Source organism: Chromobacterium sp. Rain0013 (assembly GCF_015291765.1).
Lineage (GTDB): Bacteria > Pseudomonadota > Gammaproteobacteria > Burkholderiales > Chromobacteriaceae > Chromobacterium > Chromobacterium haemolyticum.
Genome location: NZ_CP031514.1, coordinates 628,766 through 643,860 on the forward strand (window position 1 = coordinate 628,766; position 15,095 = coordinate 643,860).

Consider the following 15,095-nt stretch of genomic DNA (forward strand, 5'->3'; position numbering starts at 1 on the left):
AGATGAAGAACCCACTCCGCCTCCCGTCCCGCGCGCCCAGATTCAAGCAGCGCGCCCATAGCCTGCTGTTAACAGCCGGCCTGGCCCTGGTTTGGAGCGCGCCCAGCCTGGCGCAACGACCGGACGCCGGCCAGTCCTTGCGCGACATTGAGTCGGCGCGGCCGCAACTGCTGCCTACCCCGGCGCCGCAGCTGGAGCTGACGCCGCCGGCCGCCGAATCCCCAGCCGCCGAGGACGCCGGCCCGCGCCTGCTGGTGACCGGTTTCCGCTTCAGCGGCAACAGCGTATTCCCTCAAGACACGCTGGCCCGGCAACTGCAAGCCTTGGCCGGCCAGGAACTCAGCCTGGCCGAACTCCACGCGGCGGCCAAGGGCATCACTCGCTTCTATCAGCAACATGGCTATCTGCTGGCCCAAGCCTATCTACCGCCTCAGGACATCGAGGGCGGCTGGGTGCGCATCGACATTCAGGAAGGCCGTTACGACCAAGTGACGCTGGACAACGCCTCCGCCGTGCGCAACGAGGTGCTTCAGGCGCCGCTGCGCGCTTTGGCGGGCCAACTGGTGGAGCGCGACGCGCTGGACAGCGCCCTGTTGCGCTTGAACGACCTGCCCGGCGTCAAAGTGCGCTCCATCCTGCGGCCCGGCACCCAGGCCGGCAGCTCCGATCTGCTGGTGCAGGCCCTGCCTGGAGACCGGTTGAGCGGCAGCGTCGAACTCGACAACTACGGCAGCAAATACACCGGCGAATACCGGCTGGGCGGCAACCTCAACTTCAACAATCCTCTGGCGCTGGGCGATCAGCTCAGCCTGCGGGCAATGGGCAGCGACGGCCGCCAGCAATACCAACGCCTGTCCTATCAACTGCCGGTCGGCCCCTGGCTGACGCGGGTGGGCGCCGCTTACTCCAATATGGAATACCGTCTGGGACGGGACTTCACGGATCTGGAAGCCCACGGCAACGCCCGCATCCAAAGCGGATTTCTCTCCCAGCCGCTGTGGCGCGGCCGGAATGCCAGCGTCTACGCCCAACTGATGTATGACGACAAGCGGCTCAAAGACGATATCGACTTGACTGACAGCCGCAGCGACAAACACGTGCGTCTATGGACCGCCATGCTCAGCGCCAACGGTCAGGACGGCTGGGGCGGCGGCGGCATCAGCCAGGCTTCTCTGGCCTACGGTTACGGCCGACTCGGCATTGACAACCCGGTAGCGCGGAGCAACGACCGGCTGACCGCCGATACCCAAGGCCATTTCAGCAAGCTCAGCCTCAGCGCCGTCCGCCTGCAACGGCTCAGCCAACGCTTCAGCCTCTACGCTCAATTCAACGGCCAGTGGACGGACCGCAACCTGGATTCCTCGGAAAAAATCAGCTTGGGCGGCCCGTACGCGGTGCGCGCCTATCCGGCCGGCGACGCCAGCGGCGACCAAGGCTGGATAGGCAACCTGGAGCTGCGCTACGCCGCCTGGCCCGGCGTGGAAACCGCCTTGTTTTACGACTATGGCCTAACCCGCGCCAACAAGCGCGATTGGGGCGGTAGCAACCCCGTCCTGAGCCGCGCCGCGGCGGGGCTGGGCCTGAACTGGCTGCGCGACAGCCTGAGACTGAATGTGAGCGCGGCCTGGCGCGTCGGCAACGACGGCGGCCAGAACACGCGCAACCCCGCTATCTGGGCGCAGGCGACCTGGCAACTTTGACGTCGCCGCGCTGGATACCGCCTCCCTCACACGGGAGCCTGCATTTCGCTTATCAACAAGATGGAGTTGTCATGAATAAGAATTACGCTCTGATTTGGAATTCCCTGCGCCAGTGCTGGAGCGTTGGCAGCGAACTCAGCCGCGCTCGCGGCAAGCCGGGCAGCGGCAGCCGCCTGCTGGCGCGCAGCCTGCCGGCTCTGGCCCTGCTGCTGACGGCGCACGTCCAGGCGGCCAACTTGCCGGACGGCGGCAACATCAAGGCCGGCAACGGTAACATCCTGGTGTTCGACAACGGCAAGCAAATGTCCATCAATCAATCCAGCGACAAACTGGCGATCGACTGGAACAGCTTCAATATCGGCAACGGCCATAAAGTCACCTTCAACCAGCCCAACAGCGCCTCCATCGCCCTCAACCGCGTGGTGGGCGTGGACGGCAGCAACATCATGGGGCAGTTGAACGCCAACGGCCGCGTGTTCCTGGTCAACCCCAACGGCGTGCTGTTCGGCAAAACCGCGCAAGTCAACGTGGGCGGCCTGGTCGCCTCCACTCAGGACCTCTCTGTTGAACGCTTCATGGCCGGCAACTACCGTTTTGAAGGCAACTCCGCGGCGGAAGTCTCCAATCAGGGCACCCTCGCAGCCCAAAATGGCGGCGCCGTGGCGCTGCTAGGGGCGCGCGTCAGCAATACCGGCGTGATCCAGGCCAACCTGGGCAAAGTGGCCCTGGCCGGCGGCAAGGCCTTCACCTTGAACTTCGACGGCTCCGGCCTCGTGAACCTGCAAGTGGATGAAGCGGCGATCAACGCCGAAGTGCGCAACGGCAACCTGTTGCGCGCCGACGGCGGAGAGGTGCTGATGACCGCCCGCGCCAGCAACACCCTCCTGAGCAACGTCGTCAACAACACCGGCGTGATCGAAGCCCGCACCCTGCAAAACCGCGCCGGCAAGATCGTGCTGGACGCCGGCGACAATCAGCGCGTCAACGTGGCCGGCACGCTTAACGCCAGCGCTCAAGGCAGCTTCCTGGGCGACGGCGGCCAGATCGAAGTCAAAGGCAAGGCCGTGACCGTTGCACTGGCCACCAACGTGACCACCGCGGCCAGCAACGGCCGCACCGGCACGTGGAAAGTCAGCGCCGAGCAACTGGACCTCAGCCCCTCCGCCTCTACTCCGGTATCCAGCGGCCTCTACAGCGACACCGTCTCGCGCAACCTGGCCAACACCAATATCGAGCTGGTCAGCACTCAGGGCGACCTCAACGCCAACGGCAAGATCAATTGGTCCAGCGGCAACAAGCTGACGCTGCGCTCCGACCGGCAAAACGTCAATCTGAACGCCGACCTCAACGCCAGCGGCGCAGGCGCCGCGGTGAATCTGACCGCCCAAAAGCAGGTCATGCTCAACGCCAACCTCAGCCTGAGCGGAGCCGGCGCCTCGCTGGCGCTCAACCACGAAGACACCACCGGCCAAGGCCGCGTGGTCGCCGCCGGCAAGCGCGTCACCCTGTCCGGCAAGGGCGCCGGCTTCGAATCCAACGGCAAGCGTTACACCGTGATCCAGGACGTGGCCCAACTGCAAGCCGTCAACACCAATCTGAACGGCCTCTATGTGCTGGGCAACGCCATCGACGGCTACGGGCGCGTGTTCAACTCCATAGGCGGCAACGGCGGCGCGGCGTTCTCCGGCGTGTTCGACGGCCTGGGCAACAACATCACCCGCCTGAACATCCAGAACGCCGGCCCGGCGCTGGGCTTGTTCGCCAACAACGCCGGCGTCATCGGCAACGTCAACCTGATCAACAGCTCCGTAACCGGCTACGCCAATTACACCGGCCGCGTCGAAATCGGCAGCCTGGTGGGCCGCAACACCGGCACCGTCCACAACGCCACCAGCAACGCCACCGTCAACGCCTACGGCAGCCCGATGAACATCGTCGGTGGCCTGATCGGCGCCAATACCGGCGACGTGTTCAACTCCGCCTATACCGGCAACGTCTACGGCAACGGCTACACCCAAGTGCTGGGCGGCCTGGTGGGGGAAAACCGCGGCGTCATCCATGCCTCCCGCACCGATGCCCGCGTGTACGCCTACTACATGCCGCGCAATGAAATCGGCAGCGGCGGCGTGGGCGGCCTGGTGGGCCTCAACAACGGCGGCACAATCAGCGGCTCCAGCGCCGCCGGGGCTATCGACGCCCGCGCCGGCGTCAATGTCGGCGGCCTGGTGGGCTACGCCAAAGGCGGCCGGATTATCGACTCCCAAGCCAGCAACAGCGTATACGCCACCTACGACAGCCGCATCGGCGGCCTGGTGGGCCACAACGAAGGCGGCCAGATCGTGAAATCCAGCGCCAGCGGCAAGATCACCGGCGTGGGCAGCTCCGCCATTGGCGGCCTGGTGGGCCTTAACCAACGCGGAGAGCTGGAAGACGTCAGCGCCACCGGCACGGTGTACGACACCTCCGGCGCCAGCCTGGGCGGCCTGATCGGCACCAACAACGGCGGCAACATCCGCACAGCGGAAGCGCGCGGCGCGGTGACCGGCGGCCATAACAGCCGCGTGGGCGGCCTGATAGGCAGCAACAACAGCGGCAACGTCAGCTATGCGCGCGCCAGCGGCAAAGTCAGCGGCTGGACCAATAGCCAAGTAGGCGGCCTGGTGGGCTACAACGGCGGCAACCTGGAATCCGTGGATGCTTCCGGCGACGTTTCCGGCGGCAACACCAGCCGCGTCGGCGGCCTGGTGGGCGTCAACAGCAACAGCGAAAACGCCGGCCGCATCACCACCGCCCAAGCCACCGGCAATGTGCGCGGCGAATACCGCAGCATCGTCGGCGGCCTGGTAGGGCTCAATCAGAGCGAAATCCAGAGCTCCGTGGCCAGCGGCGCGGTCAGCGGCGGCGTGGAAAGCATCCTGGGCGGCCTGGTGGGCATGAACGAAGACGGCGGCACCGTCGACTACTCCACCGCCAGCAGCAAGGTCAACTTCGTCAATGGCTGGCGCCAGACCTATGGCGGCCTGGTGGGTTGGAACTACGGCCTGATGCGCGCCAATGAAGTAACGGGCAATGCGCTGCTGGTGCCGCTGTACGGCGTCAACCAGGGCACCATCTCGTCTTACTACTACTTCTAAGCCCCGCCCGGCCGTCGGTCTATCCGGCGGCCTGACCAGGCTGTAATCCGGTTCGCGCCGCCTCCACTGGAGCGGCGCGGACCGTCATCGGTTCCCAAGGAAGGAAAAATGGCCCACGCAATCCGCTCCACTCCACAAGCGCGGCTTATCCGGCGCGCATGCGCGGCCTGCCTGACCGCCCTTTTGCTTAGCCATGGCGTCACAGCCCACGCGGCGGCGGCGCGCAACTGCACTCTCGCCAACACCACGCCCGGCCCCTGGAACGGCTTGAGCGGCAGCGCCATCACCATTACCGCCGACACCCCGCCGGGCACCGTGCTGGCCAAGCGCGGCATTGCCGTGCGCGGGGAATATCAAGGCCAGGCCGTCGGACCGGACATCGTTCGCATCCACGGCGCCTGGACCAACGGCAACGGCGGCCAGCTTGGGCTCCATGAAACCATGCCCACCAATATCGCCGGCATCGGTTTGCGCTGGAGCTACCGAGCAGAGAACGGGGAGCCCTCTCTGCCGTACGACCCCACTATGGAGCGCGTGTTGACCTCGAAACTCGCCGAATCCACGAGTGGCGGCGCATTCGACACCCTAACCTTGCAGCTGTACCAGGAACTGATCTTGACCGGTCCCACGCCGGGCGGCACCGTGGGGAACGTGCCCGGCGCCGGCGCCTCCTTCTACATTGACGCCACCCGCCACGGCAATGTAACAAGAGATTGTTACCAGCAGGCCTCTTTTGGCGAACTGTTGAACATCAACGTGCCCGTGGCCAACACCTGCGAACTGCAGACCGCCAACATCACCGTCCCGATGGGACAGTACACCCCGGCGGACTTCCCCGCCTTGGGCCAGCCATCCACCCGAGCGCCCCAGCAATTCTCGCTGCAGCTCAGCAAATGCGCGGCGCAAGCCCGGCCCAAGATTCAATTCAGCGACGCCAACCAACCTGGCAATCGCAGCCGGCTGCTCAGCATCAACGCCAACCCAGAAGGAGGCGTCGCCGCCGCCCAAGGCCTGGGGCTGCAACTGAGCCGGAGTCTGGCCGGCGCGGAAAGCGACATCATCGCGTTTGGGCCGGAAAACGATGCCGGCACGCCCAGCTTCGACATGGGTTCGCCCCTGGACGGAATGGTCAGCATGCCGCTGTTCGCCCACTATGTGCGCACCGGCAATGTCACCGCCGGCCACGCCAATGCCAAGGCCGTCTTCATCATCACCTACCCCTGAGCCCGCGCCATGGAGCGGATCAAGGAGAACGGAACAGCCATTCAGCGCCGTCCTCGCGGACGGCTGGCTCAAGCCAACGACTCGGCCAGCACCGGATAGTCTGTCAGCCCATGCGCGCCGCCGCCAAACAAGGTTGCGCGGTCATGCGTCGCCAACGGCGCGCCGGTGCGCAAACGCTCAGGCAGATCCGGGTTGGAGACGAAGGGCCGGCCGAAGGCGATCAGATCGGCCCAGCCGGCGGCAATCGCCTCGCGCGCCCGCTCCGCGGTGTACTTGCCCGCGTAGATCAGCACGCCGGGAAAAGCCGCGCGCAGCTTTTGCTTGAAAGCCAGCGGCATCAGCGGCGCGTCGTCCCAGTCCGCTTCCGCGATATGCAGATAGCCGACGCCCAACTCGCCTAGCAGCTTGGCCGCGGCCAAGTAGGTGGTTTCCGGATCGTCGTCTACGCAACCGTTCGCCGTGGTCAACGGCGCCAGCCGGATACCCACGCGCGACGCGTCGCCGCAGCCGTCGATCAAGGCCTGAGCGACTTCACCGAGAAAACGCAGGCGCTTAGGCAACGAGCCGCCGTATTCGTCGGTGCGGGTATTGGCGTTCGAATCGATGAACTGATTCACCAGATAGCCGTTGGCGCCGTGCAGTTCCACGCCGTCAAAACCCGCCGCCATCGCGTTGCGGGCGGCGGCGCGATATTGCTCCACCACCTCGCCAATCTCGGCCACGCTCAAGGCGCGCGGCGCCGAGGCCTGGACGAAGCCCGGCGTGCGGCCGTCTTCGCCGGCGATGAACACCTGGACCCCGACGGCCTGGATCGCCGACGACGACACCGGCTGCTCGCCGCCAAGCAAGCTGCTGTGGCTGAGCCGGCCAACATGCCAGAGCTGAGCGAAAATGCGGCCGCCGGCCGCGTGCACCGCCTCGGTCGTCTTGCGCCAGCCGGCCACTTGCGCCGGAGTATGAATGCCCGGCGTCCACGCATAGCCCTTGGCCAGCGGCGCGATATGGGCGCCCTCGCCCACGATCAAGCCGGCGCCGGCCCGCTGAGCGTAATACGCGGCCATCAGTTCATTGGCCTCGTCGCCTGGCTGGCTGGCGCGCGAACGCGTCATCGGCGGCATCACGATGCGGTTGGGCAGCGTCAGCGCGCCAAGCCGCAGTGTTTGAAACAAAGGATCATGGTTCATGCGGTATCTCCGGTTTCCGTCGCGGCCTGCCGGCCGCGGCGGCATTGATTCAAATGCGGCGCGGCGCGCTCAGTCCCACTGCGGCGCCAGGCCGGCGGGGTCCACCTGGCGGCCGTTGCGCTCCAACGCGGAGATCCGCGCCATGTCCTCCTCGCTCAGGCGCAGGCGCTGCGCCAGCAGATTGCTGGCCAGGTTCTCTCGCTTGGTGGACGACGGAATCACCGAATAGCCAAGCTGCAGCGCCCAAGCCAGCGCCACCTGGGCCGGCGTGGCCTGGTGCCGCTGCGCAATGGCGGCGATCACCGGATCGCCTAGCACCTTGCCGTAGGCGAGCGTCATGTAGGACGTGACGTGAATGCCTTGGCCCTGCAGGAAGTCCACCAGCTTGCGGCTTTGCAGATAGGGGCTCAGCTCGATCTGGTTGGTTGCAATCTCCTCCTTGCCCACCGCGGCGATCGCCTGACGGGTCAGCTCGATATTGAAGTTGGACACGCCGATACGGCGGGTCAGGCCCCTGGCCTTGGCCTCGGCCAGCGCGGTCATGAACTCCTCGACCGACACGCCATTGCCCGGCGCCGGCCAGTGGATCAGCGTCAGATCGACATAATCGGTGCGCAGTTTGGCCAGGCTCTCCTCCAGGCTGGGCAACAGCTTGTCCTTGGCGTAGTGGTCGACCCAGATCTTGGTGGTCAAAAACAGCTCGTCGCGGCGCACGCCGGAAGCGGCGATCGCGGCGCCGACTTCCGCCTCGTTACCGTAAATCTGCGCGGTGTCTATGGCGCGGTAGCCTAACTCCAAGCCATTGCTAACCGAGTCGATGACAAGCTGATCTTGCAGGCGGAACGTGCCGAGGCCAAAAGCGGGAATGGTGTTCATGATGCGTTCTCCATAAAAAAAGTAGTGGGCGGCTAAGTCGATAACAGGGTTGTGCCCATCCCGCCCATGCGAAAAACAGCAATAAGCGCTTGCCTGCAAACAGCGGCAGCGGAGCAGGTGTCGTCATGCGGGCGGCGGGCAACGCTCAATACGCCGGTTCAGCGGCTTCGGCGGTGCGCGCGGGCAGGCCGTCGCGCTGGTCCAGCGCGCCGCTCCAAGCGGTCAACGCGAAAGCGCCCAGCGTCACAGCCGCCGCAATCCACGGCGTATGAGCCAGGCCGATGCGTTCCACAATCAGCCCGCCCAGCGAGGAACCGCCGGCAACGCCGAGATTAAAGGCGGCGATATTGAAGCCCGACGCGATGTCCGCCGCTTCCGGCGCGAAATGCCGCGCCTGCTTGACGACGTAGACTTGCAGGCCGGGCACATTGCCGAAGGCGACGGCGCCCCAGGCCAGCATCGTCAGCACCGCCAACCCGGCGAAGTGAACGGTGAAGGTCAAGGCCAGCAACACCAGCGCCAGCAGCAGGAAAATCCGCTTCAACGCCTTGACCGGACCGGCGCGGTCCGCCAGCTTGCCGCCCCAGACATTGCCGAAGGCGACCGATACGCCGTAGCCAACCAACACCAAGCTGATCTGAGCCGGGGTGAAGCCGGCAATCTGCTCCAGCAGCGGCGCCATATAGGTGAAGGCGATCAGCGAGCCGCCGTAGCCCACCGCCGTCATTGCGTAGACCAACAGCAGCCGCGGCTGGGTCAGCACGCGCAACTGCCGCGCCAGCGGCGCCGGCTCCGTCTGCGCGATACAGCGCGGCATGAAGATCAGGGAGCCAACCAAGGCGACGAGGCCAAACAGCGCGACGACCAGGAAAGTAGCCCGCCAGCCAAAGTGTTGGCCGATGAAGGTGCCGAGCGGGATGCCGGCGACAAAGGCCACGGTCATGCCGCTGAACATGGTTGCAATCGCGCTGGCGGCCTTGTCCTTGGGCACCAGCGTGGTGGCGATGACGGAGCCGACCGAGAAGAACACGCCGTGGGCGAGGCCGGTGAGAATGCGCGCGACGATCAGCGACTCATAGCCGGGCGAACGCCAGGCGACCAGATTGCCAACGGTAAACAACGCCATCAGCGCGGCCAACAGCGTCTTGCGCGGGACGCGGCCGGTCAGCGCGGTCAACAACGGCGCGCCGATGGCGACGCTGAGCGCGTAGAGACTGACCAGCAAGCCGGCGGAGGGCAGGCTCACCTGAAGGTCGGACGCGATGGTTGGGATCAGCCCGACAATGACGAATTCGGTCGTCCCGATAGCGAAGGCGCTAATGGTCAGCGCGAGTAGAGCAAGTGGCATGTTTGAATCCATGGTCCTTAAGGAATGGATGCAGTGTGCCCGCTTTACTTTTGCGCAAAAACCAGCTTATAAACGAAATTATCTTGAATTAAATTCAACAATGAAAGTCACGCTAGACGAACTTCAGGCCTTCGTCGCCGTGGTCGACACCGGTTCCATCACCGCCGCGGCCCAGCAACTGGAGCTCACCGTCTCGGCCACCAGCCGCTCGCTGGCCCGGCTGGAAGATAAGCTGAATACCACGCTGCTGCGCCGGACCACGCGCCGCCTGGAGCTGACCGAGGAAGGCCGCGCCTTCCTGCACAACGCCCGCGCCATCATCGAATCGGTGGACAACGCCGAGGAGCAAATGTTGGCGCGGCGCGAACAGCCGTCCGGGCGGCTGCGGGTCGATGCCGCCACCCCCTTCATGCTGCACGTGATCGTGCCGCTGGTGCGCGCCTACCGCGAGCGCTACCCGCAAGTGGAGCTGGAATTGAACAGCAATGAAGGCATCATCGACCTGCTGGAACGCCGCACCGACGTGGCGATCCGCATCGGCCGGCTGAAGGACTCGACGCTGCACAGCCGCCTGATCGGCCATAGCCGGCTGCGCATTCTCGCCAGCCCGGCTTATCTGGAAGCCCACGGTCAGCCGCACGATGTCCAAGCGCTGAGCCGGCACGCGCTGCTGGGCTTCAATCAGCCCGAGACGCTGAACAACTGGCCGCTGCTCGGCGCCGACGGCGAGACCTACCGGATTGAACCGGCGGTACGGACCTCTAGCGGAGAGACGCTGCGTCAGCTTGCGCTGAACGGCGCCGGCATCGTCTGCCTGTCGGATTTCATGACCGAGCAAGACCGCGAATCCGGCCGTCTGGTCCAAATCCTCATACCGGACACCCTGGACATGCGCCAGCCGGTCCAGGCCGTCTATTACCGCAACACCGCGGTATCGTCGCGGATCGCCTCCTTCATCGACCACCTGATCCAGTCGCTCAACAACAAGACGCCCGCAGAGCGGGCGAGGCGATGGGCCGATAAATAACTCCCGCTCAAGAGCCTTTAGCGCAACTGGGGCGGTTCAAAGCGTGACGACGGCGGAACGGATACGGCGAGCAAGATGAAAGCGGAGGATAAGCCGGCAGTTTGGCCAAGACAGGCTTACGGTCACATGGGGAAATAAGGGAGGGGAAGATGGTGGACCGAAGGAGGATCGAACTCCCGACCTCTGCATTGCGAACGCAGCGCTCTCCCAGCTGAGCTATCGGCCCAAATCGACAGCCATGATATGACAAGGGCCTTGCGCTTGCCAAGCCCGACCCGGCGGCGGCTGGCCAAGCTGGCGCATCCCCGCCACAACTATCCATTTCAATGGCATGCCCGCCCCCGGCGAGACTACACTGCTCCGGTTCATCCCAACATCATCGCCGGAGATTTCCATGCTGCGCATCCTGGGCCGCACCAGTTCCATCAACGTCCGCAAAGTGCTGTGGACCTGTCATGAAATCGGCATCGACTACCAACGCGAAGACTGGGGCCGCGGCTTTCAGTCCGCCAGCAGCCCGGAATTCCTGGCGCTCAACCCCAATGCGCTGATTCCGGCGGTGGTGGACGACGGCCTGGTGCTGTGGGAATCCAACACCATCTGCCGCTACCTGGCCGGCTCGCGCCGGGCTAGCCACTTGCTGCCCACCGATCCGCGCAGCCGCGCCCAGGTGGAAAAATGGATGGACTGGCAGGCCACCGAACTGAACGGCTCCTGGGGCTACGCCTTCCACGGCCTCAGCCGCCGCAGTCCGGAACACCAGGACCCGGCGCTGATCCAGGCCAGCATTCAACAGTGGGGCCACTATATGGCGATTCTGGACCGCCAACTGGCCACGCAGGATACGCCCTACATATGCGGCGACGATTTCACCCTGGCCGACATCGTACTCGGCCTGTCCATCCACCGCTGGCAGCTGACGCCTTTCGACAAGCCGGAACTGCCGCATGCGCACGCCTATTATCAGCGCCTGATTCAACGGCCGGGGTTTGTGACGCATGGGAGCGTGGGTATAGCTTAACTATTACTGAAAGACTTAGAAAAATGTACAGCATTTTTGAAGAAAAAATAACCATCGCCAAATTTGAAATAATAGACGAAGGCTCAAAATACAATTTCTCCTTATCCATATTTCGCTCCATTCTAACTTACATTGCATTCTCTTCAATTCAACACATATATAAGCACGGGTTTTATGAAAAAAGTAATTTAGCAGAAATTCTTGCAAACATTTTAAAACCATCTGATGGAACATTAATTTCTGCCATCGATAGTTTGTTACCCATCTTATGGGAAGGTAATTTACACCACGAATCAAAAAAATGGTTTCAAAACGAGATATCAAAAAAATGCTATCAGGTGGTTACGGATAGAAACAATCGTGTCGGTCATGGGGCATTCGACAAAGAAACGGCAAGAAAATATAGTGCCATTCTTGATCTATGCAATGAAATAATTGAAATATTTTCTCATCTTCTTCCAAAGCCAAGCGAAACTCAACTGTGCATAAAATCAGAACCATTTATACTACCACTCCCCAAAAACAACATCTATTGCATACGTGAAATAGCTCAAAAAGCTAGTGGCTGGAAACTAAGGGCTCAAGAAATAGATTACAACTCCTCACTCGAAGAAAATTTTTTCCTTCCCCAAGACAACATAATAGAAGATATTCTTGCTGAAAAAAGAGATTGCTTAAGTTCAAGAAAAATTGAAGACTGGAACATAACATTTGTCTTTCCAAACCCACAAACGAACTATTTTGTTGGACGAGAAGAGGAAATCAACAGACTTGCTGAGTGGTGGGATGACGAATACTCTAGAGCATGCCTAATATATGGAGAAGGTGGTATTGGCAAAACAACTCTATGTCTTGAATTTGTTAATCAAATTCTAAGTGCACATCGAGAAGTCCATTGGAAGCCTGAGTATATTTTCTTCTTCTCATCTAAAAAAACCCGCTGGGGAGTTAATGGGCTAGAAGAGATTCCTAATGTTGAGGCCAACATAGCAGAAGCCATGAGGCAGCTTGTTGACTCACTAAGTTTATTCAAAATGGATTATCGTTGGCTAACTGAATCAGCAAAAACATGTATTCAACGAACAGGAACAATTATTTCAGAACTTGGATTAAAGGATAAAGTACTCGTCGTAATAGATAATGCTGAGAACCTTGTGCAAGATAAAATACAAGAAGAAGAACTTGCTCGGCATTTAAAAAGTATATCCCGGCTTGTTGGGCGCCTTATAGTTACATCCAGAAGAAGAGAACAGTTTGAGTCAGAGCAAGTCAACATCTTACCTCTTGAAGAGCCAGAGGCAATTCAGCTCATAAAAAATCTTGGCGAACAATATCAAGCTATAGAAATCAACGAAGCAACGGAACAGGAGTTATTGGCCACTGTCAATAAAATAGAAAAAAAGCCCATACTGATAGAATTTCTGGCAAAGTATATTTCCGTAAACCGTCTTTCTATTAAAAAGGGGGTTGAAGAAATCCTTAGACAAGAAACTGAAAGCCTCGGTCAATTTTTATTTTCTGACAGCTGGCAACGCATCCAGGAAGATATGCAAAAAGTTTTTATTGTCATGTGTCAGCTAGGAGGCGTAATTGATAGTACACTGCTGGGAATAATTTCAACGGAATGCCAAGTAAGAAAAGAAACTTGGTTAGTCGCATTTGATGAAACACGCTATGGAGAAACCCACTACTATTCGAGTGAGGTAGAGATCATTATTGATGAAGGTGCCAAAAAATTTATACAAAGCAGATATGGATCTTTAGATAAAAGTAGAAAGCAGTTTATTGATACCATCTCTAGAAAATGTAGAGATACGTATAATAATTACCTAACAGCCAAGAGAACTGAAGTTAGAGACAGGGTCGAAAAGGCTTTTACGAACCCTATTGCACGACAAGCTAAGCTGACTGCAGACCGGGGTAACTACGAGCGAGCAGAAGAACTTTACGACCAAGCCATACTAGCAGACCATAACAACCCTTACTTACTTGATAGATTTGCATGGTTTTTACTTATCAAAACAAAAAATCTACCCAAATCAGAAATTATAATACAAAAAGCAATATCCATGCACAAATCCAGTGCTGACATATACTTCACTGCAGGTATGTTATATGCAAGAAAAGGAGATCCCCACAATGCAGAAAACTATCTAAACCAAGCCCGTACTCATGGGAAAGAAAGACACTTAATTCTTTTACAAACAGCTTGGGCCTACTATAATTATGTTTGGAAAAATAACCAAGAGCACAACATATCTATAAAAAACAAAATCAATGACTTGCTCTCAAATGCACACATTGGAACACCAATTCTGCATGCCCACTATAAACACAATAATGAAATTACAAACTTAAAAAGAAAAACAAATAGCTTATTTAAAAAATAAGCAAATATTCTAATAGACAAAACCGCAGAGCCCCCGCGGTTTTGGTCTTAAAAGTTAATCAAAATCTTTTCTTCCCCTCCAGTTCAAAACTCGCTTCCACCGCCCAGTGGTAGTCGTGCTGGCCATCGACATGGGCGAACACGTCCAGCCGACGCAAGCCCAGTGCCAGCACGCGTTCCAGATGGTTGAAGAAGGCGACCCAAACGCCGCGTTGCTGTGCGTTGGTGAAGTCGATGTCGCGGGCGATACGGCCGAGCAGGCCGGAACCGACCAGCAACGGATTGTCCTTCAGCCATTGCAGCAGATGGGCGGCATATTCGCGGCCGTCGGCGCAGGCCTGTGGATAAGCATCTTAGCTGGGCTCGATTTGCCAGTAATGGGGATAAGTACGGCCGGGGATGAAGCTGACGAAGGGCAACAGGGTTTCGACAGCTTCTCTTGATACGCCTTTGTAGCGGCGGCGCGGGGGGAAAAATGGATTCATACACAAGCTCCTGAGCAAAGCCTGTCGCTGAACTTGCGCAGTTCAGCGCCAAGACCACATGAAAATGAAAAATGCGAATCTGATTTCATTTACCCATGTAGTTCTCTGAACCCATCGTGATGGGAACAAACCAGAACGTAAGGGATTGGCGTACAGCCGTCACCATCGTGGCCGCGCAACGCTGCGCGATGGTTGGCACACGCGCGGTTAGCAACACGTGTTCCTTACTATTCAGGTTTGCACTCCCGGTGCCACCATTGCGCGGCACAAGGCGGATTGTTGCCGTTGTTCCAAGAGGGGTCAAGGGAGCGGCGACTGGATTCACACTTGCACAAGCGAATGTGACGTTAAGAACGTGTTTACGATCTCGCGAGCAAGAGCGAGACAAGGCGAAAACCGTTGAGAAAGCGGAATGTACAAGCGGTACATGAGCATTTCGAAGGGGTTTTCAACGCGGTATCGCCGCAGCGCAGCAGATCGTAAACAGGTTCGAAGAAAACCACGTATTCGACGCGCCCCAACCCCCTTCAAGCCTGCCGACGGGTGGCAGGCCCGAGGTTTTAGCTACGCAGAAACTTCGCTTCGCTCGTTTTAAGCGGCTGCTTGTTCGAGCAGCGCGACGTTAGCGCGCCACTGAGCGAATCAGAGATTCGCACGCAGAGAGTTCAGCCGCGCCTCGGGCCTGACGGGAACCGGCGGGAAGCCGT

11 protein-coding genes and 1 tRNA gene are annotated in these 15,095 nt (G+C 59.8%); 6 read left to right on the forward strand and 6 right to left on the reverse strand.

Translation table 11 applies throughout. From position 1 onward, the window contains the following. The first annotated feature begins 2 nt into the window (after positions 1-2). The 3 genes from DXT74_RS02925 to DXT74_RS02935 all read left to right on the forward strand — a co-directional run bounded on the left by DXT74_RS02925 (position 3) and on the right by DXT74_RS02935 (position 6,058). On the forward strand, positions 3-1,700 hold the full coding sequence (locus DXT74_RS02925) for a ShlB/FhaC/HecB family hemolysin secretion/activation protein (RefSeq protein WP_194427284.1): 1,698 nt from the start codon (positions 3-5) through the stop codon (positions 1,698-1,700). Between the two features lie 71 nt (positions 1,701-1,771). Beyond that, positions 1,772-4,834 (forward strand): GLUG motif-containing protein, encoded by a 3,063-nt coding sequence (locus DXT74_RS02930; RefSeq protein ID WP_194427285.1) that lies wholly within the window; start codon positions 1,772-1,774, stop codon positions 4,832-4,834. A gap of 108 nt (positions 4,835-4,942) precedes the next feature. Further along, positions 4,943-6,058 (forward strand): fimbrial protein, encoded by a 1,116-nt coding sequence (locus tag DXT74_RS02935; RefSeq protein WP_194427286.1) that lies wholly within the window; start codon positions 4,943-4,945, stop codon positions 6,056-6,058. Positions 6,059-6,126: 68 nt separating this feature from the next. On the opposite strand, the gene DXT74_RS02940 is transcribed toward DXT74_RS02935, so the two are convergent. The 3 genes from DXT74_RS02940 to DXT74_RS02950 form a co-directional block, all read right to left on the reverse strand. Then, positions 6,127-7,242 (reverse strand): alkene reductase, encoded by a 1,116-nt coding sequence (locus DXT74_RS02940; RefSeq protein ID WP_194427287.1) that lies wholly within the window; start codon positions 7,240-7,242, stop codon positions 6,127-6,129. 69 nt (positions 7,243-7,311) lie between these two features. Next, a complete protein-coding gene (dkgB, locus tag DXT74_RS02945; protein WP_194427288.1) occupies positions 7,312-8,118 on the reverse strand; it encodes a 2,5-didehydrogluconate reductase DkgB in 807 nt (268 codons plus the stop codon). A 145-nt stretch (positions 8,119-8,263) separates the two neighbouring features. Then, positions 8,264-9,466 (reverse strand): MFS transporter, encoded by a 1,203-nt coding sequence (locus DXT74_RS02950; RefSeq protein WP_194427289.1) that lies wholly within the window; start codon positions 9,464-9,466, stop codon positions 8,264-8,266. 100 nt (positions 9,467-9,566) lie between these two features. On the opposite strand from DXT74_RS02950, the gene DXT74_RS02955 reads away from it, so the two are divergent. Beyond that, the gene (locus DXT74_RS02955) at positions 9,567-10,493 is read left to right on the forward strand and encodes a LysR family transcriptional regulator (RefSeq protein WP_194427290.1); all 927 of its coding nucleotides are present in this window, start codon (positions 9,567-9,569) and stop codon (positions 10,491-10,493) included. A gap of 150 nt (positions 10,494-10,643) precedes the next feature. Here DXT74_RS02955 and DXT74_RS02960 read toward each other — a convergent pair. Further along, positions 10,644-10,719: transfer RNA gene (locus DXT74_RS02960), tRNA-Ala, on the reverse strand. Between the two features lie 168 nt (positions 10,720-10,887). On the opposite strand from DXT74_RS02960, the gene DXT74_RS02965 reads away from it, so the two are divergent. After that, positions 10,888-11,514, forward strand: a complete 627-nt coding sequence (locus DXT74_RS02965) for a glutathione S-transferase family protein (RefSeq protein ID WP_194427291.1) — start codon at positions 10,888-10,890, stop codon at positions 11,512-11,514. A gap of 23 nt (positions 11,515-11,537) precedes the next feature. Further along, entirely contained in the window at positions 11,538-13,904 is a 2,367-nt protein-coding gene (locus DXT74_RS02970; protein WP_194427292.1) for an ATP-binding protein, read from the forward strand. 58 nt (positions 13,905-13,962) lie between these two features. Here the strand turns inward: DXT74_RS02970 and DXT74_RS02975 are convergent, their stop codons facing one another. Next, positions 13,963-14,181 carry a hypothetical protein gene (locus DXT74_RS02975; protein ID WP_194427293.1) on the reverse strand — a complete coding sequence of 73 codons (219 nt, stop codon included), beginning with the start codon at positions 14,179-14,181 and terminating at the stop codon, positions 13,963-13,965. Between the two features lie 75 nt (positions 14,182-14,256). Further along, entirely contained in the window at positions 14,257-14,388 is a 132-nt protein-coding gene (locus tag DXT74_RS23010; RefSeq protein ID WP_255524777.1) for a hypothetical protein, read from the reverse strand. Positions 14,389-15,095: the final 707 nt, after the last annotated feature.